This window comes from Staphylococcus equorum (assembly GCF_029024965.1).
Taxonomy (GTDB): domain Bacteria; phylum Bacillota; class Bacilli; order Staphylococcales; family Staphylococcaceae; genus Staphylococcus; species Staphylococcus equorum.
On the sequence record NZ_CP118982.1, the window covers coordinates 1333814 to 1359498 of the forward strand.

Sequence of the window (25685 nt, forward strand, 5' to 3'; positions counted from 1 at the left end):
ATATTTTGAACCAGATTCTTTTATTAGAATCTGGTTATTTTTTTATGAAAATTAAATTGACCAATCTTTTAAAATTGCAGTTTAATGACATTGTAATTCATTAACGTTATAATAATAAGAGTATAATTAACGGGAAGGTGCATGTTATGAGTAAAAAAGCGTTACGCCATGATAAAATTGAATTAATGAAATCTTTTATGTCAAATGATAAAAAACAATCTTCAGATCAATATCTTGCAAATCATTTATTTGATACAAGTGAATATAAATCAGCAAAGCGTGTAGGCATTGTATTATCTATGCCACATGAAGTAAATACATATTCTATCATTGAGCAAATGATTAATGAAGGTAAGACTGTTTTTGTACCTGAAACAAACTATCAAAGTAAAGAAATGGCATTTAAACATGTAGATAGTCTTGATCATATCGGACCAGATGATAAAGGTATTAATCATGTCGAAGCTGATACAGAAATTTCAAATCAATTAGATTTATTAATTGTTCCTGGAGTGGTCTTTAATCATAGTGGATATCGCATTGGATACGGTGGGGGATATTTTGATAAGTTTTTAAGTCAAAATACACAACCGACGATAAGTTTGCTTTATGATTTCCAACTTGGTGACTTTGAGGTTGAATCACATGATCAGCCCGTTGAAAAATTAATAATAGCAACAACTTAATTATGGAGGCAGAAATGATTACAGAAAAACATTATTGGAAGTGTATCTACACTTGGATTAAATATTTTAATTATCATGTTGTTCATCGTAATCAAGATGATAGTGAAATTTGGTTAGCAAACAAGAAAAAACAGTCTGTTGCTATCTTTGAATTTGGTGCTAATTCCACTCAAGAAGTTAGATTTGCTAAAAGTAGAATTCAAGAAAACGAAGAAAATATCGTTTCATTTTTAGATTTTTCACCTAAAAATTATGAATTATATATATTCACTGATAAAACTTTTACTGATGAAAATTTAAATGAAATACAACCACTGAAATTTAAAGTGAAAATTATTAGAGAAGCAAGTCACGCTGAAAGAATAATGCCAAATTTCATAATGAAGAAAATTTATAATCGAGATACTAAACTTACAAAATATCAATATAAACAACGTGCGTTAAATAATAATCCCATTGAGAAACATATGTTAAAGTTTTCTCCTGTAACCTACACATTAATTGCAGTCAACATTATCATCTGGCTTGCAATGGTGCTGTTTTTAAATCGATTTTCAGATTTGAAAATGTTAGATGTAGGAGGGCTTGTGCACTTTAATGTTGTGCATGGTGAATGGTATAGATTGATTTCATCTATATTTTTACATTACGATTTTGAACATATTTTAATGAATATGCTGAGTTTGTTCATTTTTGGTAAAATTGTGGAATCAATCGTAGGTCATTGGCGAATGCTTGTCATCTACATTGTTGCTGGATTATTTGGTAATTTTGCATCATTGTCATTCAATATTGACACTGTTTCTGCAGGTGCAAGTGGTGCAATATTCGGTTTGATTGGTGCAATATTTGGATTTATGTATGTAGGTAAACAGTTTAATCGTAAACTTATTGGTCAGTTACTAATTGTTCTTGTAATAATGATAGGATTATCCTTATTTATGCAAAATATTAACATTGTCGCACATATTGGTGGCTTTGTAGGTGGTCTATTAATTACATTAATCGGCTATTATTTTAAAGCGAATAAAAACAGATTTTGGTTCTTATTAATTCTAATGCTTGTATTATTTATTGCAGCACAAATTCGTATTTTCACGATTAATGAAGATAATATATATAATACAATTATTTCAAATGAAATGAAGCAAGGTCAATATAATGAGGCTAAAGACATGGTTGAAGATACGATAGATAAGAACTATGCAGATGATGAAACATATTATCTGCATGGACTAATTAATGCAACCTTAAACTCAAAATCTGAAGGTGTAGCAAGTTGGGAAAGGGGCTTAAGGTATTTTCCTGACTCTGGTCTATTAAATTATCAACTAGCGATTGCAAGTAGGTCTCTTGAAGATGATGATAAAGCAAAAAAATATATAAAAGCTGCGTTAAAGGCAGACCCTAGCAATAATGATTATATTAATTTAAATAAAGAATTGAGCGATAATAGTGAACCAAAAGATTAATAATTTTTATGATGTACTTCAGCTTTTAAAAAAGTTTGGTTTTATTATATATTTTAAAGACAAAAATGATATGTATGAAATGATGGAACAAGAAATAAAATCATTATACGATTATAAATTATTAACAAATGATGAATATTTGAAATGTATATTAATTATTAATCAAAGAAGAATGAATAAATAAAATTTCCCCCTTATAACATTTGTGTTTACAGGGGGAAATTTATTTTGAGGATTAAAAAGACCAAAATTTCATGCTAGATCATACGCCTAGAAAGGGCTAGCATGATTGATTATGAAATGCTGATGGTTGTGTTATAAACCATTAGTTTAGTAAAATAACCATCGCTAACTTAGGTAGGTTCGATGGTTATTACGTATATAATTTAAGAATAATGCCACGGTTTTTTTAACGGGCTTAATTGGATGATGCACGTATGTGTGTTGCCTTTTTCTATTTATAAGTCACCACAATATAAAATTATAATCAGATTTTATGAAATTAGATAAATATTAGTAAAGTCCTAACTAGATAAACAGGGGTTTATTGTTCATTATAATTGCAATTGATAATTGATTAAGATTAAAATGTACATAAGGAAATATCTAGTAATATTTTAAGGGTAAAAAGGACGTATTATTTTAAAAACACTAAAAAAATATGAAGTACTTATTGATGTAAAATCTCCAAACCCCTTGATATATAAGCGTTTTTGAACTACAGTGAAAGATAGCATACCATTTCAAAAAAACAGAGAAGGATGAATAAATTAATGAATAAAATCATATTAGCAGCAGATATTGGTGGAACAACATGTAAATTAGGTGCTTTTGACGAAAAACTTGATCGTTTAGCAAAATGGTCAATTGATACAGATACGTCTGATGCTACTGGCTATTTACTATTAAAAAAGGTTTATGATTCTTTCGTAAATTACATAGATGAATCTGAATATACTTTTTCAAACGTCCTTGGTGTCGGCATAGGTGTCCCAGGTCCCGTGAATTTCGAAACGGGTGAAGTAAATGGAGCAGTTAATTTATATTGGACTGAAAGTGTTAATGTGCGACATATATTCCAACAGTTTGTAGATTGTCCAGTATACGTTGATAATGATGCGAACGTTGCAGCCTTAGGTGAAAAACATAAAGGCGCTGGAAATGGTTCAGATGATGTTGTGGCTATAACACTAGGAACCGGATTAGGTGGCGGTATTATTTCTAATGGAGAAATTGTTCACGGTCATAACGGTTCTGGTGCAGAGATTGGACACTTTAGAGTAGATCAGGATCAGCGTTTCCGTTGTAATTGTGGCAAGTCAGGTTGTATTGAAACCGTAGCGTCTGCAACTGGTGTAGTTAATTTGGTCAATTTTTATTATCCTAAATTAACTTTTAAATCATCAATTTTGCAGTTAATTAAAGATAATGAAGTAAGTGCAAAAGCAGTATTCGATGCGGCTAAGGCTGGAGATCAATTTTGTATTTTCATTACGGAACGTGTAGCAAATTATATTGCCTACTTATGTAGTATTATTAGCGTTACAAGTAACCCTAAATATATTGTTTTAGGTGGAGGCATGTCTACAGCTGGTTTGATATTAATTGAAAATATTAAAACAGAGTATCATAATTTAACATTTACACCAGCACAACAAGGTACAGAAATAGTTCAAGCACAACTTGGAAATGATGCTGGCATTACCGGAGCAGCCGGGTTAATTTATACTTATATAATTGAAAAGGATGGTGTTAAATAATGGCTATTGTTGATGTAGTTGTTATACCAGTTGGTACAGATGGTCCGAGTGTTAGTAAATATATTGCAGAAATACAAACAAAATTAAAAGAATATAAAGCACAAGGCAAAATAGATTATCAATTGACACCTATGAACACATTAATCGAAGGTGACTTAAAAGATCTATTAGAGGTTGTTCAAGTAATTCATGAATTACCTTTTGATAAAGGTTTAGACCGTGTCTGTACGAATATAAGGATTGATGATCGTCGTGATAAATCTCGCAAAATGAATGATAAGGTAAAAGCTGTCCAAAATCATTTGGAAAATGGAGGCAACTAGGGTGAGGATTTCGAGTTTAAGCTTAGGTTTAGTTGATACTAACACATATTTTATTGAAAATGATAAGCAAGTCATTTTAGTAGATCCTGCTAGTGATAGCGAGTTAATTATTAAAAAACTAAATCAAATTAATAAATCACTAAAAGCGGTATTGTTAACACATGCACATTTTGATCATATTGGTGCTTTAGATGATATTATAAAAAAATATGATGTGCCAGTTTATATGCATAAATCAGAATTTGATTTTTTAACAAATACAGAAAAAAATGGTTCTGAAAAATTCAAACAATACGGCATGCCAATTATAAAAAGTAAAGCGACACCAACAGAACTTAAAGAGGGTAAAGCACAAATTGCTGACTTTAATTTCGAAGTGCTTCACACGCCAGGACATTCTCCAGGTAGTTTATCATTCGTCTTTAATGAATTTGCAGTTGTTGGTGATACATTATTTAATCAAGGTATAGGCAGAACTGATTTATATAAAGGTGATTATGAAACTTTGGTTAATTCAATATTAGATAAATTGTTCAAATTAGACGCTGATTTACCACTATTCCCGGGTCATGGGCCGCACACTACAGTAGAGGATGAGCAATTAAATCCTTATTTACACGGTTAATATATCGTCACGTCAATTCAAATTATAAAAACGATTGAAAATAAAATAGGTAAAGTAATTCTATCACCTCCTACGTGTTTATAAGTAGGAGGTGTTTTTTTGAAGCTATTATTTAACAACATAATTGAGAAAGCAATTCAGAGAAATGCTACTGATATACACTTTATACCTTCTGAAAAGGAAGTGTATATCAAATTTAGAATTCAGGATGATTTAACTTTTATTGAATCAATTCGGACACATGTTTATAGAAAGCTGCTTACTTATATGAAATATCAAGCTGGATTAGATGTATCAAAACATAATTCGGCACAAAGTGGAAGATACATATATAAACTAAAACAAATATTTTATTTAAGAATCTCTACGTTACCATTGTCTCTCGGTAATGAAAGTTGTGTTGTAAGAATCATTCCTCAATATTTTCAAAAGCAAAATATCACTCATGATATTGAAAAACTGTATACATTAATGAATAAAAAGCAAGGTTTAATACTATTTAGCGGTCCAACTGGATCTGGTAAAAGTACTTTAATGTATCAAATGGTTATGTATGCAAAGGAAAAGTTAGGTTTAAATATCATAACTGTAGAAGATCCGGTGGAACAATTAGTTGAGGGCGTTACTCAAGTTTCTATCAATGAAAAGGCAGGTATTAATTATGAGAGTTCTTTTAAGGCAATACTAAGGTGTGATCCAGACATTATACTTATTGGAGAAGTTAGAGATCCTACGATAGCAAAATACGTTATACAAGCAAGTTTAAGTGGTCACTTAGTATTAACTACAATACATGCTAACAATTGTAAGGGCGCGTTATTAAGATTATTAGAAATGGGCATAACAAAACAAGAAATTAACCAATCTATTTTGAGTGTGTTAAACCAAAGACTAATCACAATATATAACAGTGAAAGAAAATTAATTTATGAACAGTTACTACAACACGATATAAGTTATTTTTTAAATAATGATTACACATTACCAAACCATTTTCATAATTTATCCTTTCATTTAAAGCAAATGTCTAAAGCAGGTGTTATTTGTGAAGAAACTGTTGATCGCTATATTTAAAATACCCAAACAAAAGATAATAGCAGAAAAAAATCAAATAGAACTTTTAATAAGATTGAAAGATTTACTAGAACATGGATTTACACTTTCTGAAGCCTTTAGGTTTTTATTAAAACATATTAAAGTTAAATCATCTAAAGTAACTGCATTAATTGAAGAAGAATTAAAAAATGGTGCAAACTGTCATCAAATCCTTCGAATATTAAAATATCCACAACCTGTTGTGATGCTTATTTATTTCTCAGAGCTATTTAGTGATTTACCTGTGAGTTTAGCCCATGCACATGATTATTTATTGAGAAATTATAATGCTAAAAAAGCCTTATTAAAAACACTTCAATATCCATTATTATTATTAACGTTATTCATAACTATGTTGATCGTTTTAAATCATACGATTATTCCAGAATTTCAAAATTTATATAACAATATGGATGTCCAAATATCGACTTTACAACAATTTTTGTCAACATGTATTCTCTGTTTTCCTACTTTCATATCTTACCTTATTATATTACTGTTCATTACTACAATAGCATTTATCCTTTATTACAATACTTTATCAATACAGCATAAACATAAGCTTGTTTTAGCATTGCCTATCATACGTAAATTTTTCAAACTTTATAAAACGTATCGAATTGCTTCTGAATTCTCTTTATTTTATAAAAATGGCGTAAATTTGCAAAAAATAGTGCAAATTTATGCTGAACAACGCAATGATAAATATCTAAATTTTTTAGCTGATCGCATAACACTTGGAACACAAAATGGATTAACACTCAGTGAAATTTTAACTAACATCGCATGTTTTGAAAAAGAATTAACAGAATTTATAGAAGAAGGCGAGAAAAAAGGTAGAGTTGAAATAGAATTGAAATTATATAGTGAGATAGTCATTGCACAAATAGAACGTTATTTACAACTCCTCATAAAATTCATTCAACCTTGTATTTTCACATTATTAGCTTTTCTCATCGTATCTTTATATCTCGTTATTATGTTACCAATGTTTGATTTAATGCAAACAATTAAATGAAAAGGAAAGGAGCCTATGCATTTTTTGAAAAACTTAAAAAAACTATTTAATAAAGAAGCATTTACACTTATAGAAATGTTGCTTGTTTTATTAATCATAAGTTTATTGCTTATTTTAATCATACCTAACATTGCAAAACAATCATCACATATACAAACTGCTGGTTGTGAAGCTCAAATAAAAATGATAAACAGTCAAATTGAAGCTTATTCATTAAAATATAATAAAAAGCCAACATCAATCGATGAACTCGTCTCAGAAGGATATATTAACGAAAGTCAAAAGCGATGTAAAACTGGTTCGACAATTTCAATAAATAATGGTGAAGCAGTTGCTAACTAATAAAGCTTTTACTTATATAGAAATGTTAATGGTTTTAGGTATAATAAGTTTATTATTATTTTTACAAGTAAGATATATCTCTATAAATAATTCCGCAGCCCAATCAAATAATCACTCTATGACTAATCTAATTATGCAATTTAATTTTTTAAAATCGAAAGCAATTAAAGATAATAAACCAATTACTTTAATATTCAATACTTTTTCCTCGAAAATTATTGTTAGAGAACCCCAACATGAAAATCCTCATATAAAATTAACTAAAAATACTTATATTCATCCGAGAACAAATATAAATTATTTAACTTTTGATAAAAATGGTGATACTAATAAATTCGGAACACTTTACCTATCTACAAACGGTCGACTATATAAAATCATTTTCCATATTGAAAAAGGAAGGATGAGATTTGAAAAAATATAATGTCACGGCTTCTTTATTTTTAGATGCTATTATTTCTTTCTCAATCATCACTACTATCTGTTTAGTGTTTTTACCAATGCTATTACAATTAAATCAAGCTACAAAAGAAAAGTTATCAGAAATTGAAATGAAAAGAATCCTATTACTTTCATTGCATAATTACAGTGAACCTGAATTGAAAAGAGGTTTGATTTTGGATGAATATAGTTTAACTCTTAAAGAAAATAAAATTTGTATAATAAAAAGGGAAACAAAAAATGGAATTTGCTATTATAAAAAGATTAAAGCTTTCACTTATATCGAAGTGCTTTTTGCATTAATGATAACTGTATTGTTACTAACTATAATTCCTTCATTATTCAAATCAACTACAGCCTTAAGTGTTCTAGCAAATGATCATCTAAATATAGAAAGTGAATTTTTTGCGAGAGATTTAACGCAAGATTTAATGAATAACAAGGGGGATATAATGATAGATAAATCTAAAGGAACTCAACTTTCTATTAAAGACAAAAATAAACTTATATCTTATAGCTTTAAAAATAATAAAATTGTTAAGTCTATTAATGGGAAGGGAAATATCACATTACTTAATAACGTAAAGGCTATAAAATTTCGAATTCTAAAAAATAAATCTTTACTTGTTAACTTAAAAATTTTTGATAAGGATAAGACATTTGAAAAACAAATTCAATTTTAATATATCTGGCTATATATATCCTTTTGTGATGGTCATATTTGTGCTATATTTATCTTTAATAACAAACTACACGTTCCAATTTAGCGCTCAGCTAAAAACGTTAGATAATATTGAATCTTATTATGAAAAACAAATCAACTTATTTATAAAAAAGGAAGATATTTTTGAAAAATAACATTTTAGAGCCAATTATTCTTATAGGATTTATGGGGACTGGCAAAACAACTTTAGGTAAATATCTTGCTAAAGCTAATCACCTCTCTTATGTCGATTTAGATGCCTATATCGTTCAACAAGAGAACAATACAATCCCTGATATTTTTGAGCAACTAGGTGAAAGTGGTTTTCGATCACTAGAATATAAATATTTAACAGAGTGTATTGATCGTTTTGATATCATTTCTACTGGTGGTGGCATTATAGAAGGCGAGAAGTCATATGCCTTGTTAAAGCAACAAACTAAAATTATCTGGTTAGATTGTGATTTGACAATTGTTTACAATAGAATTAAGAATGATAATAATAGACCGAATGCTAATAATAAATCACTTTTTGATTTAAAAAGCTTGTATTCATCTAGGGTTTCAAGATATAATGAAATCGCATTCAAAAAAGTAAATAGTAGTAATCCTCTTTCAGATTTACACAAAGAAATCATGAAAGAGCTAACATGCGAATGACCAGTATTAGAGAGAATGGTAGGTTATATTATATATAACATTAGACCATCGCCGAAGGTGCAAGTTCAACGAAACTCTCAGGCAAAAGGATAATACTGTGACGCATTCCTGGAGTATCATAAACAGGGTAGCTTAGTCTACTCTGTTTTTTTTTATAAAATTTTTAGGAGGTTTCTTCATGTCTAACGAACTTAAACATACACCGCTTTATCAAAATTTTGTTGATAGCGGGGCTAAAATTGTGGAATTTGGTGGCTGGGCAATGCCAGTTCAGTTTTCAAGTATAAAAGAAGAACATAATGCCGTAAGAACTGACATTGGCTTGTTTGATGTAAGCCATATGGGAGAAATTATTATTAAAGGTTCTGAAGCAGATGAATTAGTACAATATCTTCTTTCAAATGATATTGAAAACTTAACTACTACTAAAGCTCAATATACTGCGCTATGTAATGAAAATGGTGGAATTATTGATGATTTAATTACTTACAAATTAGATGAAAAAGTTTATTTATTAGTAGTAAATGCTGGAAATACAGATAAAGATTTTGAATGGATGAAAGAACATGCCAAAAATTTTGATGCAGAAGTAATTAATGCTTCAAATGATTATGGTCAATTAGCAGTTCAAGGTCCGAAAGCACGTGATTTAGTTAAACAACATGTTAACGTTGACGTAGCAGAAATGAAGCCTTTTGATTTTAAACAAAACGTTGAATTCTTTGGAAAGAATGTAATCCTTTCACAGTCAGGTTATACAGGTGAAGATGGATTTGAAATTTATTGTAATGCAGAAGATACACCTTACTTATGGGAAAAAATTCTTGAATTTAATGTACAACCTTGTGGACTAGGTGCAAGAGATACATTAAGACTTGAAGCTGGACTGCCACTGCATGGTCAAGATTTGACTGAGTCTATAACACCATATGAAGCTGGTATTGCATTTGCTGCAAAACCATTGATTGAAGCTGACTTTATTGGTAAAAGCGTACTCAAAGACCAAAAAGAAAATGGTTCTAAACGCAGAACTGTTGGTTTAGAAATGATAGACAAAGGTATTCCAAGAACTGGTTACACAGTCTATGATTTAGATGGCCATGAAATTGGTGAAATCACTTCTGGTACACAGTCTCCATTGAGTGGTAAATCAATTGGGTTAGCTTTAATCAATCGCGATGCTTTTGAAATGGGTAAAGAAGTAATTGTACAAGTTAGAAAAAGACAACTTAAAGCTAAAATTGTTAAGAAAAACCAAATTACTAAATAATTCAAAGGGGTGTTACTATGAGTCATCGTTATATTCCATTAACAGAGCAAGATAAAAAGGAAATGTTAGATACTATTGGAGCCAATTCTATTGAAGAACTTTTTGGAGACGTTCCAAAAGATATCTTACTGGGAAGAGAATTAGCTATACCTGATGCTGAATCAGAAACAACATTAAGTAAGCGATTAAGCAGAATTGCAAACAAAAACATCACTAAAGAAACGCATTCATCATTTTTAGGTGCAGGGGTATATGATCACTATGCTCCAGCTGTTGTTGATTCAATGATTTCACGTTCAGAATTTTATACTGCCTATACACCTTATCAACCAGAAATTTCTCAAGGTGAATTACAAGCGATTTTCGAATTTCAAACGTTAATTTGTGAATTAACGGATATGGATATAGCAAACTCGTCAATGTATGATGGTATTACAAGTTTTGCAGAAGCATGTATTTTAGCTTTCAATCAAACACGTAAAAACAAAGTTGTTGTATCAAAAGGGCTACATTATCAAGCTTTACAGGTATTAAGAACTTATGTTAAAACACGTGAAGAATTTGAAATCGTTGAAGTTGATTTAGATGGTACGATTACAGATTTAGACAAGCTTGAAGCAGCAGTTGACGATGATACAGCAGCAGTTGCTGTACAATATCCAAACTTCTATGGTTCTGTTGAAGATTTAGAAAAAATCAATTCATTTATTGAAGACAAAAAGGCTTTAATGATTGTATACGCAAACCCGCTTGCATTAGGTTTATTAACTCCTCCAGGTAGTTTCGGAGCGGACATTGTTGTCGGAGATACACAACCATTTGGTATACCTGCTCAATTTGGTGGGCCTCATTGTGGGTTCTTCGCAACAACTAAAAAATTAATGAGAAAAATACCTGGTCGTTTGGTAGGACAAACCGAAGATGGAGATGGCAATCGTGGTTTTGTATTAACTTTACAAGCACGTGAACAACATATTCGTCGTGATAAAGCGACATCAAATATATGTTCAAACCAAGCATTAAATGCTTTGGCGTCCTCAATTTGTATGTCAGCTTTAGGTAAACAAGGTATTTATGATATCGCGGTACGAAACTTTGAAAATGCTAACTATGCTAAAGATCAATTCAAACAAGCTGGTTTTGAAGTTGCTAACGGTACATCTTTTAATGAATTTGTAGTTAAATTCGACAAATCAGTAAAAGAAGTTAATGATGCTCTAATTGAAGAAGGAATTATCGGAGGATTTGACTTAAGTGAAGCTTCTGAAGACTTTAATAATCATATGTTAATTGCAGTAACAGAATTAAGAATGAAAGATGAAATAGACACATTTGTTAAGAAAGCAGGTGAATTAAATGGTAGTAAGTAAATCTAGTCCACTAATTTTTGAACGTTCTAAAAAGGATCGTTATGCGTACTCCTTACCACAGAAAGAAATTGATAATGGTGCTGTAGATAAATTACTAGATGATAAATTCATCAGAAAAAACAAAGCAGAATTACCAGAAGTTGCAGAATTAGATTTGGTTCGCCATTATACCGAACTCTCAAACAAAAATTTTGGCGTTGATTCAGGATTTTATCCATTAGGTTCATGTACGATGAAATATAATCCTAAAATAAATGAAAAAATTGCAAGAATACCAGGATTTGCAGAATCACATCCATTACAAGATGAATCACAAGTTCAAGGCTCATTAGAAATTATTCATAGTCTGCAAGAAGAGTTAAAAGAGATTACAGGTATGGATGAAGTTACATTACAACCAGCTGCTGGTGCACATGGTGAATGGACTGCATTAATGATTTTCAAAGCCTATCATCAAAAAAATGGTGAAGGACACCGTGACGAAGTTATTGTTCCTGACTCAGCTCACGGTACCAATCCAGCTTCAGCTGCATTTGCAGGATTCAAAGCAGTTACTGTGAAATCAAATGAGCGCGGCGAAGTTGACATTGATGATTTGAAACGCTTAGTTAATGAAAAAACAGCAGCAATTATGCTAACTAACCCTAATACTTTGGGGATTTTTGAAAAGAATATTATGGATATCAGAAATATCGTTCATGAAGCAGGCGGCTTATTATACTACGATGGTGCAAATTTAAATGCAATTATGGATAAAGTAAGACCGGGGGATATGGGATTTGACGCTGTACACTTAAACTTACACAAAACATTCACAGGCCCTCACGGTGGGGGTGGACCAGGTTCAGGTCCAGTAGGTGTTAAGAAAGAACTTGCTAGTTTCTTACCAAAACCTATGGTTATCAAAGAAGATAATGAATATAAATATGATAATGATATTGAAAACTCAATTGGTCGCGTTAAACCGTTCTACGGTAACTTTGGAATCTATTTAAGAGCATATACTTACATTCGTACGATGGGTAATAAAGGTCTTGAAGAAGTTTCAGAAGCTGCTGTGTTAAATGCTAACTATATTAAAGCTCGATTAAAAGACCACTTTGAAATACCATATGAACAATATTGTAAACACGAATTTGTGTTAAGTGGTTCAAAACAAAAAGAACACGGTGTGCGTACATTAGATATGGCTAAACGTTTGCTAGACTTCGGTGTTCATCCACCTACAATTTATTTCCCACTTAACGTGGATGAAGGTATGATGATTGAACCGACAGAAACTGAATCAAAAGAAACTCTAGATTATTTCTGTGATAAAATGATAGAAATAGCTAATGAAGCTAAAGAAGATCCGGACAAAGTCTTGGAAGCACCACACACTACAATTATAGATAGATTGGATGAAACGAAAGCTGCACGCCATCCAGTATTGAAATTTGAAAATTTACGTTCAGAAAAAGAATAGAACGTCTGAGTAATGCATTCTTATTTCTATAATATAAATACTACTCCTTTAAAATTATAATAGGAGTAGTATTTTTTTATATTAAATTCTTATGATTAATCAAAAGCTTTTCATTACAAAGTATCTTATATCAAATAATAATAGTCATTTTAAAAAGTAATAAATCCAGTAAAGAAACGACGACTAAATTTTTTGATACATTTATATATATATTAAAAATAGCGGATTATTCACCCAATAAGGTCAATAATCCGCTATAAAAATGATTATGTAGAGTTAAGCTAATGCACATCAAGTTTTATAAACGCAATACTTATTTATACATTTATTTTTTCGACTTAATTTTTCCAGTCCATTTTTTATATCCACCTTTTAACATGTAGATATCTGTATAACCATTCTTCTTTAATGTTCTAGCAGCACGATAACTTGCAATGCCATTTGCATCACATAGATAAATAGGTTGATCTGTTCTCAATCCCTGATATCTTTGCTTAAACATTGTGATTGGAATGTTACGTGCACCGTTAATGTGCCCGTAATCATAATCCACTTTTTCTCTTACATCAATAACTTGAGCTTTACGCAAACCATTATGAAATTCATTTTGGTTTAATTCTGTGACTGCTCTCTTGTTAAGAAGATAATTGATTAGCATGTAAGCGATGATTATTATTAATGCTGCTAACGCTATAAACCAAAAATTACTCATCTTGCATCCTCCCTAATTAACCGATATTATATATTATAAGACTGTTAGCACAATTTATCAAAATTTTTCATTTAATTTATTGGATAATGCTGACAAACTTAGACAATTATTGCAAACGATAACATAAAATGAGGATTAAAACAATTTAATTTATTGATTGGGGTTTTTAGTGTGACTGAATCTTGGAATTTTATAAATACAGGAAGTAATGATCCATATTTCAATATGGCAATGGATGAAGCGCTGCTTAATTTTGTTTCTAGAGGAGAAATTGATCCAGTTATAAGATTTTACACGTGGAATCCAGCAACATTATCTGTCGGTTATTTCCAAAGACTGACTAAAGAAATAGATATAGAAAAAGTACAAGAAAAAGGATATGGTTTAGTCAGACGTCAAACAGGTGGCAGAGGCGTGCTACATGATAAAGAACTTACATATAGTGTTATTGTACCAGAATCACATCCGGAGATGCCCTCGACCGTAACAGAAGCATACAGAGTGATATCTGAAGGTTTGTTAGAAGGATTTCAAGCTTTAGGCTTCGAAGCATCTTTTTCAATTCCTCGTTCAAAGGAAGAACGTGAGAAATTAAAACAACCAAGAAGTGCTGTGTGTTTTGATGCTCCTAGTTGGTATGAGTTAGTTGTAGAAGGTCGTAAAATAGCGGGTAGTGCGCAGATACGTCAAAAAGGAGTCATTTTACAACATGGTTCCTTGTTACAAGACGTCGACATTGATGATTTATTCGATATGTTCATTTTTAAAAACGAGCGTTTAAAAGATAAAATGAAACAATCTTTTCTAGAAAAAGCAGTGGCGATTAATGATATCTCAGACCGACATATTACAATACCCGAAATGGAAGAGGCTTTTGAGATAGGTTTTAAGAAAGGATTGAATATTGATTTTAAACCACTAAATCTAACGCATAAACAACAAGAAGAAGTAAATGTACTCATTGAAAAATATAAAGCTGACGAATGGAACTATCGTAAATAATATGTTTAGACTCAAAAAATGTGAGGGTACAGTCTTTAACGACTGCATCCTCACATTTTTTATACATATAAAGTTAGATAGATTTAAATAAAAGTTTTAAGAGTAAGATAGCGCAATAAAATTATTTTTTTCTATTGCGTCTTTTATACTTTCTTTGTGCGCGTTTATACTTTCGTTGATCTTCTGTTAAAAAGAAGAAGTAATATATCGCATATATAATCCCTGCAAATACAGCAAAACTAATTGCCATACTAACAAAACTGAATATAAACGCATCTAAATTGAGAATTAACCCAATTGCTGCGATTGCGATTATTATATAAAAAATTGCTCGTTTCAATTTATAACACTCCTATTTAGTTGTTAACTCTGTTTATTATCAATACTAATAGTTGATAGGGTTTTTTGTCCTTTTTTAAGTTTTTTCTTATCTTTCTCACTATAACCATCTCTAATATCATTCATTGCTGAGCTAAGGTCTTTATTTAATTTAGTGATGTTTTTCTTTTTACTCTTATCTTCATCACTCATTTTATCTTTATCAATATCATTTTCATATGTAGTGTGTGCATAATCGATTTTATTCGTTATGTCAGTCAACTTGCTAAGAACCTTTTTATCATTTTTATTTTTTGATACATCACTTTCAATATCATTATATTGATCAATTGCTTTTGCTATATTTTGATAATATTTAGATGATGCTTTTAAATTTGTTACTTTCGTTTTATTACTTTTAGCCTGTTTAATGTTTTCTTTGTCTTTCTTTAGTGAGGCGACGTTTGTTTTTTCTTTGTCGATAGTTTGTTTTAATTCTTGAATATTACTTTTTAATTTATGATTTTCATCACGGAGTTGTGTGGTCTTTTCTTCTAAAGGACCTAAATTTTGACTACCACAACCTACTAGTAAACATGAAGCACTTAATATAGCTACAATTTTTTTCTTCATAACTCTCTCCTAATTCAAAAACTATATATTCACATAATAATTATGCTATCATTTTAATGTATAAAAAGAAAATGTACAAATTTATTGAATAGGAGGAAGACAGATGACTAGAATAGATAAACTGAATTCTGCCTTAGAAACAAAACATTTGGAAGCAATTGTTGTATTAACCGATTTTAATAGAAGGTATTTATCAGGATTTACAGGTACGAGCGGCGCGCTCGTTATTACAAAAGATAAAAACTTATTAATTACAGATTTTAGGTACATAGAGCAAGCAACATCCCAAGCCACTCAATTTGAGATCATTAAACAAAAAGGTGGTCTCATAGAAGAAGTAAAAGCACAATTAGAAAAGTTAAACGTCCAGAATGTAGGCTTTGAAGGTGATTTAGTCAGCTATGATACATACTTACAATTAAGTAAATCCTACATCAGCTTAATCAGCGTTTCTGGTCTAATTGAAAAAATCAGAGAAGTAAAAGATGATAGTGAAATTAAACTTATTCAAAAAGCTGCTGAAATTGTTGATGAGACATATGAGTACATCTTAACTGTTGCAAAAGCAGGTATGACTGAACAGCAATTAAAAGCTAAATTAGAAAGTAAAATGTTAGAACTTGGCTCAGAAGGTACTTCGTTTGATACAATTGTTGCCTCAGGAGCCAGAGGTGCATTACCACATGGTGTCGCAAGTGAAAAAGTTATTAATCAAGGCGAACTGATTACTTTAGATTTCGGTGCATATTATAAAGGCTACTCATCTGATATCACACGTACATTTGCTATAGGTGAACCAGATCCTAAACTCAAAGAAATATACAATATTGTCTTAGAAGCTAATATTAAAGGTATTGAAGCCGCTAAACAAGGTATTACAGGCAAAGCTTTAGATGCTATTGCTAGGGATTATATTACTGAACAAGGATATGGAGAAGCGTTTGGCCATTCACTGGGACATGGTATAGGGTTAGATGTACACGAGGGACCCAATTTATCTAGAAAATCAGAAGCTAAATTAGAGGTAAATAACTGTGTTACAATTGAACCTGGTATTTATTTAGACGGATTAGGTGGCGTTCGCATTGAAGATGACGTTTTAATTACAGAAAATGGTTGTGAATGCTTTACTAAATGCGCTAAAAACCTTATTATTTTATAGAAGACCTTATAATTGAGGAGGAAACTGAATGATTTCGGTTAATGATTTTAAGACAGGCTTAACAATTGCAGTAGATAATGGTATATGGAAAGTATTAGATTTCCAACACGTAAAACCAGGTAAAGGATCTGCATTTGTGCGTTCAAAATTACGTAATTTAAGAACTGGTGCTATTCAAGAGAAAACATTCAGAGGCGGCGAAAAAGTCGAAACTGCTATGATTGAAAATCACCGCATGCAATATTTATATGCAGATGGTGATACACATGTTTTCATGGATAATCAAACTTTTGAACAAACAGAATTAGCAGCCGATTATTTAGAAAATGAATTGAATTTCTTAAAAGCTAATATGGAAGTTCAAATTCAAACTTACGAAAGTGAAACACTTGGCGTTGAATTACCAAAAACTGTTGAACTTACAGTAACAGAAACAGAACCTGGTATCAAAGGTGATACTGCTAACGGAGCAACTAAGTCAGCTACAGTAGAAACTGGTTACACATTAAATGTGCCGTTATTTGTAAATGAAGGCGACACACTTATAATTAACACAGGCGACGGTAGCTATATTTCAAGAGGTTAATACTTATAAAAATAATCATAGTTATTATTTTTTAGTTTATCTCATACCTATTAATAACCTTTCCAATTCACGAAGCGTTGGAAAGGTTATTTTATTTTTTTCATTTTATATTAAACAAACGACTGTTATAGTAGTGTTATTCAAAAAAATTAAACTTTATATCAATTAATTACAATAACATAGCCCCATTCCGTTAAAAAAACGTTATAATAAATAGAATTCTCATTAAATTATATCTATATACAACTACATAAAGGATAAACACTTTATTATTGAAAGCATGTATATGCTTGAATTGAACATTTCACTAAAGTAAAATAAACTAGGTAAATGAAAACAATCTGAAGGAGTCAGTACTTATGAATTTTAAAGAAATTAAAGAATTAATAGAAATTCTTGATCAATCTAGCTTGACTGAAATCAATATAGAAGATAAAGGCAACGTTGTTAATTTAAAAAAAGAAACTGAAATCATTACACCTCAAATTTCACAACAACCAATGCAACAAGGTTCACCGCAACAAGGTGTAATGTCAGCTCCTGTAAGCACGCAAAGTTCAGAGGAAGTAAATACAAACGCAGTGGAAGACAACTTACAAACAATTAACGCACCAATGGTAGGGACATTTTATAAATCACCATCACCTGAAGAAAGTGCATATGTACAAGTTGGAGATTCAGTTACAAACGAATCAACAGTGTGTATATTAGAAGCAATGAAATTGTTTAATGAAATACAAGCTGAAGTAACTGGAGAAATTGCTGAAATTCTAGTAGAAGACGGTCAAATGGTAGAGTATGGCCAACCGTTATTCAAGGTGAAATAATGAATAAAATATTAATTGCAAATAGAGGAGAGATTGCGGTAAGAATCATTCGTGCATGTCACGATTTAGGATTACAAACTGTGGCTATTTACTCTGAAGGAGATAAAGACGCTTTACATACTCAAATTGCTGATGAAGCATATTGCGTTGGCCCAACACAATCTAAAGATTCTTATTTAAATATCCCAAACATTTTATCTATCGCAACATCGACAGGTTGTGACGGTATACATCCTGGCTACGGATTTTTAGCGGAAAATGGTGATTTCGCTGAACTATGCGAAGCCTGTCAACTGAAATTTATTGGTCCAAGTTACGAATCTATCCAAAAGATGGGTATTAAAGACGTTGCTAAGGAAGAAATGAAACGCGCGGAAGTACCTGTTGTCCCAGGTAGCGAAGGTCTTGTAAAGGATATGAACGATGCAAAAGGCATTGCTGATAATATCGGTTACCCAGTTATTATTAAAGCAACTGCTGGCGGTGGTGGTAAAGGTATCCGTGTGGCTCGTGATGAAAAAGAATTGGAAACTGGCTTTAAAATGACACAACAAGAAGCGGAAACTGCATTCGGTAATGGTGGACTTTATCTCGAGAAATTTATTGAGAATTTCAGACATATAGAGATTCAAATCATGGGTGATAGTTTTGGTAATGTTGTCCATTTAGGTGAACGCGATTGTACAATACAACGTAGAATGCAAAAACTTGTGGAAGAAGCACCATCTCCAATTTTATCTGAAGAAAAACGTCAAGAAATGGGTAATGCTGCAGTCAGAGCAGCAAAAGCTGTTAATTATGAAAATGCAGGTACAATTGAATTTATATATGATTTGGATTCTAATGATTTTTACTTCATGGAAATGAATACACGAATCCAAGTTGAGCACCCAGTAACAGAAATGGTTACAGGTGTAGATTTAGTTAAATTACAATTGAAAGTTGCGAGAGGCGAAAAATTGCCATTCAAACAAAAAGATATCAAAATAGAAGGTCATGCAATGGAATTCCGTATCAATGCTGAAAACCCATATAAAAACTTCATGCCTTCACCAGGTCAAATCACTCAATATTTAGCACCAGGTGGCTTTGGCGTTAGAATTGAATCAGCATGTTATACTAATTATACGATTCCACCATATTATGATTCTATGGTTGCTAAGCTCATTGTACATGAGCCAACTAGAGAAGAAACGATTATGACAGGTATACGCGCTTTAAGTGAGTATCTCGTTTTAGGTATAGATACTACGATTCCATTCCATATTCGTTTGTTAAATAATGACATTTTCAAAAGCGGAGAGTTTAATACTAAGTTTCTTGAAAAATATAATATCATGGATGATCAAACTAAATAGGAGGTATGTGAAATGGTCAAAGTATCAGAAACCTCACATTCCAATTTAGGAAAAATAGAAATTGCACCTGAGGTATTAACAGTTATAGCAAGTATTGCAACAGCTGAAATAAAAGGTATACAAGGTCATTTTAAAGAATTAAAGAATAGTAGTATTGAAAAATTCACTAGAAAGCAACTGAGCAAAGGTGTTAAAGTTGATACAAGAGAAGATGGTATCTATATTGATATATATTGTTCATTGTCTTACGGTATCAATATTTCAGAAACAGCGAAAACAATCCAAAGTACTATTTTTAATTCTGTAACAACGATGACTACAATTGAACCTAGCCAAATCAATGTTCATATTACACATATTGAACCAACCAATTAAAATTATATAAGCAAATTTACTTTAAATACATTTTGTAGATATGTAATAACGAATATTTTAATGTATTTGTTATTACGTTTCTCAAATGATTTATAAAAATACAATGCTTGAAGGAGTTTATAATGAGTCGAAAAGAATCCAGAACACAAGCCTTTCAAACTCTTTTTCAACTTGAAATGAAAAATAGCGAATTAACAATTGAAGAAGCAATTAGTTTTATTAAAGATGAAAACCCAGACTTAGAATTCGATTTTATCAACTGGTTAGTAACTGGAGTAAAAGATCATGAAACGATTTTAGATGAAAAAATCCAACCACATTTAAAAGATTGGACACTAGACCGTTTATTGAAAACAGATCGCATTATCTTAAGAATGTCTACTTTTGAATTGTTACATAGTTCAACACCACAAAAAGTAATTATAAATGAAGCTGTTGAGTTAGCGAAACAATTCAGCGATGATGATCATTATAAATTTATCAATGGTGTATTGAGCAATATTGAATAAAAGAGTGATATAAAATGGCAGACTATTTAAGTGTTTCCGCATTAACTAAATATATTAAATACAAATTTGACCAAGACCCACATTTACAATCTGTATTGATTAAAGGGGAACTGTCTAACTTTAAAAAGCATAGCAGTGGTCATCTTTATTTCAATGTCAAAGATAAAAACAGTGTCATTAGTGCAATGATGTTTAAAGGCAATGCTTCTAAAATTGATTTCGATCCTAAAGAAGGTGATGAAGTACTATTAGAAGCACGCGTTTCTGTTTATGAGCGTAGAGGGAATTATCAAATCTATGTTAATAAAATGCATATTGACGGGGTAGGTAATTTATATCAAAAATTAGAACAATTAAAAAAGAAATTAACTAAAGATGGTTTTTTTGATCAAAATCATAAAAAGTTAATCCCTAAATTCCCCCAAAAAATAGCAGTGTTAACTGCAGGTACTGGAGCGGCAATTAGAGATATTCATACAACGATAAATAGTCGATATCCACTAGCTGAACAAGTTCAAATTAATACTTTAGTACAAGGTGAACAAGCTAAAAATGATATAGTCGAAAAGATACAACAGGCTGATCAATTAAATGTTGATACAATTATCATAGGTCGTGGTGGTGGTTCTATAGAAGATTTATGGAACTTTAACGAAGAAGATGTTGTGAAAGCAATATATTTTTGTGAAACACCAATCATATCCGCTGTTGGACATGAAACTGATTTTACATTAAGTGACTTCGTAGCTGATGTGCGTGCTGCTACACCAACACAAGCAGCAGTAATGGCTACACCAGATCAATATGAATTACGTCAATATTTAAAGCAAACGAACCTTTCACTCACCCGTTTTATCAAACAACATATGCAACAACAAAGAAAACACTTAGAACATGTATCTTCATATTACAAATTTCAAACACCAACTTTGTTATATGACCAACAAATTCAAAAACGTGATGACCTAGAAAAGCAGTTAAGCCTATCAATGAATTTGAGAATTAAAAATGAACAGCAACAATTACAACTATTAACTAATAAATTTAACTTGAAGAATTTCAAACAAAATATTAATAGAGAACAATTAACAAATAATCAAAAGCGCATAGATTTAAATAAAGTCATAAATAATTTTATTACCAATCAACAAAATAAACTTACTAGTAAACTAGAAAGCTTAAATAATCTCAGTCCAACAAACACAATGTTACGTGGCTATACAATTGTGAATAAAGATGATGATGTAATAACGAGTACGAATGACTTAGCTGAAAATGATAACATTGTATTAACGATGAAAGATGGCGTTGTTGATGCACAAGTTAAGAAAGTAAGGTGTAAAGATGAGTAATAGTAATTCACAAAGTTTTGAAGAAATGATGAAAGAACTCGAAGGCATCGTTCAAAAACTTGATAATGAAAATGTTTCATTAGAAGAATCATTAAATTTATATCAACGTGGTATGAAATTATCTGCCACTTGTGATGAAACATTAAAAGATGCTGAAAAGAAAGTTAATGAGCTCATGACTGATGAAAATGTTGAAAATGAGGAGACGATTGATAACGATGGCGAATAACAAAATGAATAATTTAATAGAAGAAATTAATCAAAAGTTATCTACAACTGTTCCAGAGTCTTCACTCAACACTAATATTGAAGAAAGTATGCGTTATTCTTTAGAAGCAGGCGGTAAACGAATAAGACCTGTCTTATTATTACTAACTTTAGATATGTTATCAAATGAATATAAATCCGGATTATCATCTGCCTTAGGTTTAGAAATAGTTCACACATATTCATTAATTCACGATGATTTGCCACCGTTAGACAATGATGATTATCGTAGAGGAAAACCTACAAATCATAAAGTTTTTGGCGAATGGAAAGCGATACTTGCTGGAGATGCGCTACTTACCAAAGCCTTTGAAATCATTACCAATGACACTAGTCTAACTGATACAGTTAAAATCAAACTGGTTAAACGTTTATCTTATGCGAGTGGGCACTTAGGTATGGTGGGTGGACAAGCATTAGACATGCAAAGTGAAGGCTCATCTATAGATTTAAATACACTCGAAAAAATTCATAAAGCTAAGACTGGTGAGTTACTTAAGTTTGCGGTTATGGCTGCAGTAGATATTGCAGAACCAGAGCAAGCTGTGGCAGATTTGTTAGAAACATACAGTGAACATTTAGGTTTAATGTTTCAAATTAAAGATGATTTACTGGATATCTATGGCGACGAAACAAAATTAGGCAAAGCAGTAGGTAGTGATATTGAAAATGATAAAAGTACTTACGTATCTTTATTAGGTCAAACTGGCGCAGAAGAGAAGCTGAAATTTCACTCTGATGCTGCATATCAGTGCTTAAATGAATTGCCAGAATCATATAATACTCAAGATCTTGAAAGTATTATTGAATTATTTAATAATCGTGAATCATAATACGACACTTTAGATAATTATTTATAACGTTTTCTACCTTTAAATATTGCTCAGTAGAAGAAAACAATTAACTGCTCAAGAAATCATGCTACGTATATGTAGTGTGATTTTTTATTGATTAAATATATATTATTCAATAATTATTCATCAATTCAATAATTTCTTTACATAATATACTAAATTTTCACAACAATTATATGTATGCTTTATAGTGACATTTTACTGATATATAGCATAATTAACGTAATATATTTAACGATATTTCGAATTAACTTTAGTAGTAGAATTCACATGCTTGTGGTAAAATAAATGTATAAATATTCGTTTATAGAGGTGCTATACATGGCTAAAAAATCAGTGAGACATATAAAGATACGAGAAATTATTTCAAATGAAAAGATAGAAACACAAGATGAATTGGTAAAGCGTTTAAATGAGTACGAGTTGAATGTAACTCAAGCAACAGTTTCAAGAGACATTAAAGAATTACAACTTATAAAGGTACCGACGCCTGCAGGACAATATGTCTATAGTTTGCCAAATGATCGAAAATATCATCCTTTAGAAAAATTAGGTCGATATTTAATGGATTCTTTTGTAAACATTGATGGAACAGGCAATTTACTAGTTCTAAAAACATTACCTGGTAATGCTCAATCAATCGGTGCAATTTTAGACCAAATTGACTGGGAAGAAGTTTTAGGGACTATTTGTGGTGATGATACTTGTTTAATTATCTGTAGAGATGATTCTGCGAGCGAAAAAATTAAGACACGCATCTTTAATTTATTATAAGTATAAGGAAGTGATATAAGGATGCTACAAACTTTATCTATTAAGCAATTTGCAATCATTGATGAATTAGAAGTGCATTTTGGTGAGGGCTTAACAGTATTAAGTGGTGAAACAGGCGCAGGAAAATCTATCATCATTGATGCAATTGGTCAACTCATTGGCATGCGTGCTTCTTCAAATTATGTAAGGCATGGTGAAAAGAAATCAATTATTGAAGGTATCTTTGACATCGATGAAAGTAAAGAAGCTATTTCCATTTTACGTGATTTATCAATTGATATAGACGAAGATTTTTTATTAGTTAAAAGAGAAATCTTTAGTTCTGGAAAAAGTATGTGTAGAATTAATAATCAAATTGTTACACTACAAGACTTGCGAAAAATAATGCAAGAATTGTTAGATATACATGGTCAACATGAAACGCAATCATTATTAAAGCAAAAATATCATTTACAATTATTAGATAATTATGCAGAGGATACATATAAACCTTTGCTTGATGATTATGTATCTACTTTTGATCAATATAGAGCTAAAAAGAAAGAGCTTGAAGATTTGCAAACTGCAGATCAAGCACTACTTCAGCGACTAGATTTACTTAAATTTCAATATGAGGAATTACAGGAAGCACAATTAACTGATGGAGAAGTTTCACAACTTGAAACAGACATTAAACGCATTCAAAACTCTGAAAATTTAAGCTTAGCTCTAAACAATGCACATCTAACATTAACTGATGAACATGCAATTACCGATCGTTTGTATGAGTTAAGTAATCAACTTCAGTCAATTAGTGATATCTTACCTGATAAATATGATCGACTTAAAGAAGATGTAGATCAATTTTATTACACCTTAGATGATGCGAAACATCAGCTATATGATGAACTCACAAATACTGAATTTGACGAACAATATCTTAATGAACTAGAAGCTAGAATGAACGTATTAAATAGCTTGAAACGTAAATATGGTAAAGATATTAGTGAACTCATTGTCTATCAAGATAAATTGGACGATGAAATCAACAAAATTGAGAATTATGAAGAGAGTACGTCACAATTACGTGAAGAAATAGAATCACTTTATGATAAAGTTTTCAGATTAGGTAAAAAATTATCTCAAGAACGTCGTGTTGTAGCTCAGTCGCTGCGAGACAATATTGTGGATGAAATTCAAAACTTACAAATGAAGGACGCGAACTTAGAAATTTCCTTTAAACCTTTAGATGCACCTAACCGTGAAGGCATTGAATTTGTAGAATTTTTAATTAGTCCTAATAAAGGTGAACCGCTTAAAAGCTTAAATAAAATCGCTTCTGGAGGAGAATTATCTAGAATTATGCTGGCGCTCAAAACAATCTTTGTAAAAACAAGAGGTCAAACAGCTATTTTATTTGATGAAGTAGATTCTGGTGTTTCAGGTCAAGCAGCACAAAAAATGGCTCAGAAAATGAAAGACCTAGCACAACACATACAAGTAATCTGCATTTCTCATTTACCACAAGTAGCTACAATGAGTGATCAACATTTATTTATTAGTAAAACTTCTAAAGATGATAGAACTACTACTCATGTTAAAGAATTATCCGGTGAAGAACGTATTGATGAAGTAGCAAGAATGATTTCCGGAGCTAGTGTTACTGAGCTTACGCGTCAAAATGCTAAGGAAATGATAGAACAAAATCATCTTAATGATTAATAATGCGAACGTATAAATACTACTT

Annotated in this window: 30 protein-coding genes and 1 riboswitch; of the genes, 27 read left to right on the top strand and 3 right to left on the bottom strand. The window is 31.0% G+C overall.

The annotated features are described in order from the left end of the window. The first annotated feature begins 146 nt into the window (after positions 1–146). From PYW44_RS06500 to gcvPB, 15 genes are all read left to right on the top strand, one after another. Positions 147–686, top strand: coding sequence for a 5-formyltetrahydrofolate cyclo-ligase (locus tag PYW44_RS06500; RefSeq protein ID WP_021339257.1), 540 nt, complete (start codon positions 147–149; stop codon positions 684–686). 14 nt (positions 687–700) lie between these two features. Further along, positions 701–2158: a rhomboid family protein gene (locus tag PYW44_RS06505; protein ID WP_021339256.1), complete on the top strand. Its 1458-nt coding sequence runs from the start codon at positions 701–703 to the stop codon at positions 2156–2158. Beyond that, positions 2142–2342 carry a YqgQ family protein gene (locus tag PYW44_RS06510; protein WP_002512453.1) on the top strand — a complete coding sequence of 67 codons (201 nt, stop codon included), beginning with the start codon at positions 2142–2144 and terminating at the stop codon, positions 2340–2342. The genes PYW44_RS06505 and PYW44_RS06510 overlap by 17 nt, the downstream gene beginning before the upstream one ends. A gap of 589 nt (positions 2343–2931) precedes the next feature. Continuing rightward, a complete protein-coding gene (locus tag PYW44_RS06515; RefSeq protein ID WP_021339255.1) occupies positions 2932–3918 on the top strand; it encodes a glucokinase in 987 nt (328 codons plus the stop codon). Continuing rightward, on the top strand, positions 3918–4241 hold the full coding sequence (locus PYW44_RS06520) for an MTH1187 family thiamine-binding protein (RefSeq protein ID WP_021339254.1): 324 nt from the start codon (positions 3918–3920) through the stop codon (positions 4239–4241). The genes PYW44_RS06515 and PYW44_RS06520 overlap by 1 nt, the downstream gene beginning before the upstream one ends. 1 nt (position 4242) lies before the next feature. Continuing rightward, positions 4243–4866: an MBL fold metallo-hydrolase gene (locus tag PYW44_RS06525; RefSeq protein ID WP_002507502.1), complete on the top strand. Its 624-nt coding sequence runs from the start codon at positions 4243–4245 to the stop codon at positions 4864–4866. A 99-nt stretch (positions 4867–4965) separates the two neighbouring features. Further along, on the top strand, positions 4966–5940 hold the full coding sequence (gene comGA, locus PYW44_RS06530) for a competence type IV pilus ATPase ComGA (protein WP_021339253.1): 975 nt from the start codon (positions 4966–4968) through the stop codon (positions 5938–5940). Next, positions 5924–6979 carry a competence type IV pilus assembly protein ComGB gene (comGB, locus tag PYW44_RS06535; protein WP_275113467.1) on the top strand — a complete coding sequence of 352 codons (1056 nt, stop codon included), beginning with the start codon at positions 5924–5926 and terminating at the stop codon, positions 6977–6979. Before comGA ends, comGB begins: the two co-directional genes overlap by 17 nt. A 24-nt stretch (positions 6980–7003) precedes the next feature. Next, positions 7004–7321, top strand: coding sequence for a competence type IV pilus major pilin ComGC (comGC, locus tag PYW44_RS06540; RefSeq protein WP_031265988.1), 318 nt, complete (start codon positions 7004–7006; stop codon positions 7319–7321). Further along, a complete protein-coding gene (comGD, locus tag PYW44_RS06545; RefSeq protein WP_064782888.1) occupies positions 7299–7745 on the top strand; it encodes a competence type IV pilus minor pilin ComGD in 447 nt (148 codons plus the stop codon). The genes comGC and comGD overlap by 23 nt, the downstream gene beginning before the upstream one ends. Continuing rightward, entirely contained in the window at positions 7732–8445 is a 714-nt protein-coding gene (gene comGF / locus PYW44_RS06550; RefSeq protein ID WP_021339249.1) for a competence type IV pilus minor pilin ComGF, read from the top strand. Before comGD ends, comGF begins: the two co-directional genes overlap by 14 nt. Positions 8446–8651: 206 nt before the next feature. Next, complete coding sequence (locus PYW44_RS06555) at positions 8652–9125, top strand: shikimate kinase (protein ID WP_236593604.1); 474 nt, start codon at positions 8652–8654, stop codon at positions 9123–9125. Beyond that, positions 9122–9228: riboswitch (glycine riboswitch) on the top strand. Its footprint overlaps the gene before it by 4 nt. A gap of 75 nt (positions 9229–9303) precedes the next feature. Beyond that, entirely contained in the window at positions 9304–10395 is a 1092-nt protein-coding gene (gene gcvT, locus PYW44_RS06560; RefSeq protein WP_021339246.1) for a glycine cleavage system aminomethyltransferase GcvT, read from the top strand. Positions 10396–10412: 17 nt separating this feature from the next. Continuing rightward, positions 10413–11765, top strand: coding sequence for an aminomethyl-transferring glycine dehydrogenase subunit GcvPA (gene gcvPA, locus PYW44_RS06565; protein WP_021339245.1), 1353 nt, complete (start codon positions 10413–10415; stop codon positions 11763–11765). Then, positions 11752–13230 carry an aminomethyl-transferring glycine dehydrogenase subunit GcvPB gene (gene gcvPB, locus PYW44_RS06570; protein ID WP_002507512.1) on the top strand — a complete coding sequence of 493 codons (1479 nt, stop codon included), beginning with the start codon at positions 11752–11754 and terminating at the stop codon, positions 13228–13230. The genes gcvPA and gcvPB overlap by 14 nt, the downstream gene beginning before the upstream one ends. A gap of 325 nt (positions 13231–13555) precedes the next feature. On the opposite strand, the gene PYW44_RS06575 is transcribed toward gcvPB, so the two are convergent. Further along, positions 13556–13942 carry a rhodanese-like domain-containing protein gene (locus PYW44_RS06575; RefSeq protein ID WP_002507513.1) on the bottom strand — a complete coding sequence of 129 codons (387 nt, stop codon included), beginning with the start codon at positions 13940–13942 and terminating at the stop codon, positions 13556–13558. Positions 13943–14113: 171 nt separating this feature from the next. On the opposite strand from PYW44_RS06575, the gene PYW44_RS06580 reads away from it, so the two are divergent. After that, a complete protein-coding gene (locus tag PYW44_RS06580) occupies positions 14114–14944 on the top strand; it encodes a lipoate--protein ligase family protein (protein WP_002507514.1) in 831 nt (276 codons plus the stop codon). Positions 14945–15065: 121 nt separating this feature from the next. Here PYW44_RS06580 and PYW44_RS06585 read toward each other — a convergent pair whose 3' ends face one another. Next, positions 15066–15284, bottom strand: a complete 219-nt coding sequence (locus tag PYW44_RS06585) for an SA1362 family protein (protein ID WP_002507515.1) — start codon at positions 15282–15284, stop codon at positions 15066–15068. A 23-nt stretch (positions 15285–15307) separates the two neighbouring features. Continuing rightward, positions 15308–15895 (bottom strand): hypothetical protein, encoded by a 588-nt coding sequence (locus tag PYW44_RS06590; RefSeq protein ID WP_115075991.1) that lies wholly within the window; start codon positions 15893–15895, stop codon positions 15308–15310. Positions 15896–15998: 103 nt separating this feature from the next. On the opposite strand from PYW44_RS06590, the gene PYW44_RS06595 reads away from it, so the two are divergent. The 11 genes from PYW44_RS06595 to recN all read left to right on the top strand — a co-directional run bounded on the left by PYW44_RS06595 (position 15999) and on the right by recN (position 25660). Continuing rightward, positions 15999–17057, top strand: coding sequence for a M24 family metallopeptidase (locus PYW44_RS06595; protein ID WP_064782891.1), 1059 nt, complete (start codon positions 15999–16001; stop codon positions 17055–17057). A 28-nt stretch (positions 17058–17085) separates the two neighbouring features. Then, a complete protein-coding gene (gene efp, locus PYW44_RS06600; protein ID WP_002507518.1) occupies positions 17086–17643 on the top strand; it encodes an elongation factor P in 558 nt (185 codons plus the stop codon). Between the two features lie 359 nt (positions 17644–18002). Next, positions 18003–18470 (top strand): acetyl-CoA carboxylase biotin carboxyl carrier protein, encoded by a 468-nt coding sequence (gene accB, locus PYW44_RS06605; protein ID WP_064782892.1) that lies wholly within the window; start codon positions 18003–18005, stop codon positions 18468–18470. Further along, positions 18470–19828, top strand: a complete 1359-nt coding sequence (accC, locus tag PYW44_RS06610) for an acetyl-CoA carboxylase biotin carboxylase subunit (protein ID WP_115075992.1) — start codon at positions 18470–18472, stop codon at positions 19826–19828. The genes accB and accC overlap by 1 nt, the downstream gene beginning before the upstream one ends. A 12-nt stretch (positions 19829–19840) precedes the next feature. Next, on the top strand, positions 19841–20203 hold the full coding sequence (locus tag PYW44_RS06615) for an Asp23/Gls24 family envelope stress response protein (protein WP_021339240.1): 363 nt from the start codon (positions 19841–19843) through the stop codon (positions 20201–20203). Between the two features lie 122 nt (positions 20204–20325). Beyond that, positions 20326–20712: a transcription antitermination factor NusB gene (nusB, locus tag PYW44_RS06620; protein WP_002507522.1), complete on the top strand. Its 387-nt coding sequence runs from the start codon at positions 20326–20328 to the stop codon at positions 20710–20712. 14 nt (positions 20713–20726) lie between these two features. Then, positions 20727–22064 carry an exodeoxyribonuclease VII large subunit gene (gene xseA / locus PYW44_RS06625; RefSeq protein ID WP_021339239.1) on the top strand — a complete coding sequence of 446 codons (1338 nt, stop codon included), beginning with the start codon at positions 20727–20729 and terminating at the stop codon, positions 22062–22064. Further along, on the top strand, positions 22057–22293 hold the full coding sequence (locus PYW44_RS06630) for an exodeoxyribonuclease VII small subunit (protein WP_002507524.1): 237 nt from the start codon (positions 22057–22059) through the stop codon (positions 22291–22293). The genes xseA and PYW44_RS06630 overlap by 8 nt, the downstream gene beginning before the upstream one ends. Next, positions 22283–23164 carry a polyprenyl synthetase family protein gene (locus PYW44_RS06635; protein WP_021339238.1) on the top strand — a complete coding sequence of 294 codons (882 nt, stop codon included), beginning with the start codon at positions 22283–22285 and terminating at the stop codon, positions 23162–23164. Before PYW44_RS06630 ends, PYW44_RS06635 begins: the two co-directional genes overlap by 11 nt. A 342-nt stretch (positions 23165–23506) precedes the next feature. Next, positions 23507–23959, top strand: coding sequence for a transcriptional regulator AhrC/ArgR (gene ahrC, locus PYW44_RS06640; protein WP_002507526.1), 453 nt, complete (start codon positions 23507–23509; stop codon positions 23957–23959). A 21-nt stretch (positions 23960–23980) separates the two neighbouring features. Further along, positions 23981–25660 carry a DNA repair protein RecN gene (gene recN / locus PYW44_RS06645; RefSeq protein ID WP_021339237.1) on the top strand — a complete coding sequence of 560 codons (1680 nt, stop codon included), beginning with the start codon at positions 23981–23983 and terminating at the stop codon, positions 25658–25660. The last annotated feature ends 25 nt before the right edge of the window (positions 25661–25685 follow it).

Coding starts and splice junctions, on each gene's coding strand:
- PYW44_RS06505 (WP_021339256.1), top strand. CDS start 701: ATGATTACAGAAAAACATTATTGGAAGTGTATCTACACTTGGATTAAA.
- comGD (WP_064782888.1), top strand. CDS start 7,299: ATGGTGAAGCAGTTGCTAACTAATAAAGCTTTTACTTATATAGAAATG.
- recN (WP_021339237.1), top strand. CDS start 23,981: ATGCTACAAACTTTATCTATTAAGCAATTTGCAATCATTGATGAATTA.
- nusB (WP_002507522.1), top strand. CDS start 20,326: ATGAGTCGAAAAGAATCCAGAACACAAGCCTTTCAAACTCTTTTTCAA.
- efp (WP_002507518.1), top strand. CDS start 17,086: ATGATTTCGGTTAATGATTTTAAGACAGGCTTAACAATTGCAGTAGAT.
- PYW44_RS06515 (WP_021339255.1), top strand. CDS start 2,932: ATGAATAAAATCATATTAGCAGCAGATATTGGTGGAACAACATGTAAA.
- xseA (WP_021339239.1), top strand. CDS start 20,727: ATGGCAGACTATTTAAGTGTTTCCGCATTAACTAAATATATTAAATAC.
- PYW44_RS06575 (WP_002507513.1), bottom strand. CDS start 13,942: ATGAGTAATTTTTGGTTTATAGCGTTAGCAGCATTAATAATAATCATC.
- gcvPA (WP_021339245.1), top strand. CDS start 10,413: ATGAGTCATCGTTATATTCCATTAACAGAGCAAGATAAAAAGGAAATG.
- gcvPB (WP_002507512.1), top strand. CDS start 11,752: ATGGTAGTAAGTAAATCTAGTCCACTAATTTTTGAACGTTCTAAAAAG.
- PYW44_RS06595 (WP_064782891.1), top strand. CDS start 15,999: ATGACTAGAATAGATAAACTGAATTCTGCCTTAGAAACAAAACATTTG.
- PYW44_RS06500 (WP_021339257.1), top strand. CDS start 147: ATGAGTAAAAAAGCGTTACGCCATGATAAAATTGAATTAATGAAATCT.
- PYW44_RS06615 (WP_021339240.1), top strand. CDS start 19,841: ATGGTCAAAGTATCAGAAACCTCACATTCCAATTTAGGAAAAATAGAA.
- PYW44_RS06630 (WP_002507524.1), top strand. CDS start 22,057: ATGAGTAATAGTAATTCACAAAGTTTTGAAGAAATGATGAAAGAACTC.
- PYW44_RS06590 (WP_115075991.1), bottom strand. CDS start 15,895: ATGAAGAAAAAAATTGTAGCTATATTAAGTGCTTCATGTTTACTAGTA.
- PYW44_RS06520 (WP_021339254.1), top strand. CDS start 3,918: ATGGCTATTGTTGATGTAGTTGTTATACCAGTTGGTACAGATGGTCCG.
- gcvT (WP_021339246.1), top strand. CDS start 9,304: ATGTCTAACGAACTTAAACATACACCGCTTTATCAAAATTTTGTTGAT.
- PYW44_RS06555 (WP_236593604.1), top strand. CDS start 8,652: ATGGGGACTGGCAAAACAACTTTAGGTAAATATCTTGCTAAAGCTAAT.
- PYW44_RS06635 (WP_021339238.1), top strand. CDS start 22,283: ATGGCGAATAACAAAATGAATAATTTAATAGAAGAAATTAATCAAAAG.
- ahrC (WP_002507526.1), top strand. CDS start 23,507: ATGGCTAAAAAATCAGTGAGACATATAAAGATACGAGAAATTATTTCA.
- accB (WP_064782892.1), top strand. CDS start 18,003: ATGAATTTTAAAGAAATTAAAGAATTAATAGAAATTCTTGATCAATCT.
- accC (WP_115075992.1), top strand. CDS start 18,470: ATGAATAAAATATTAATTGCAAATAGAGGAGAGATTGCGGTAAGAATC.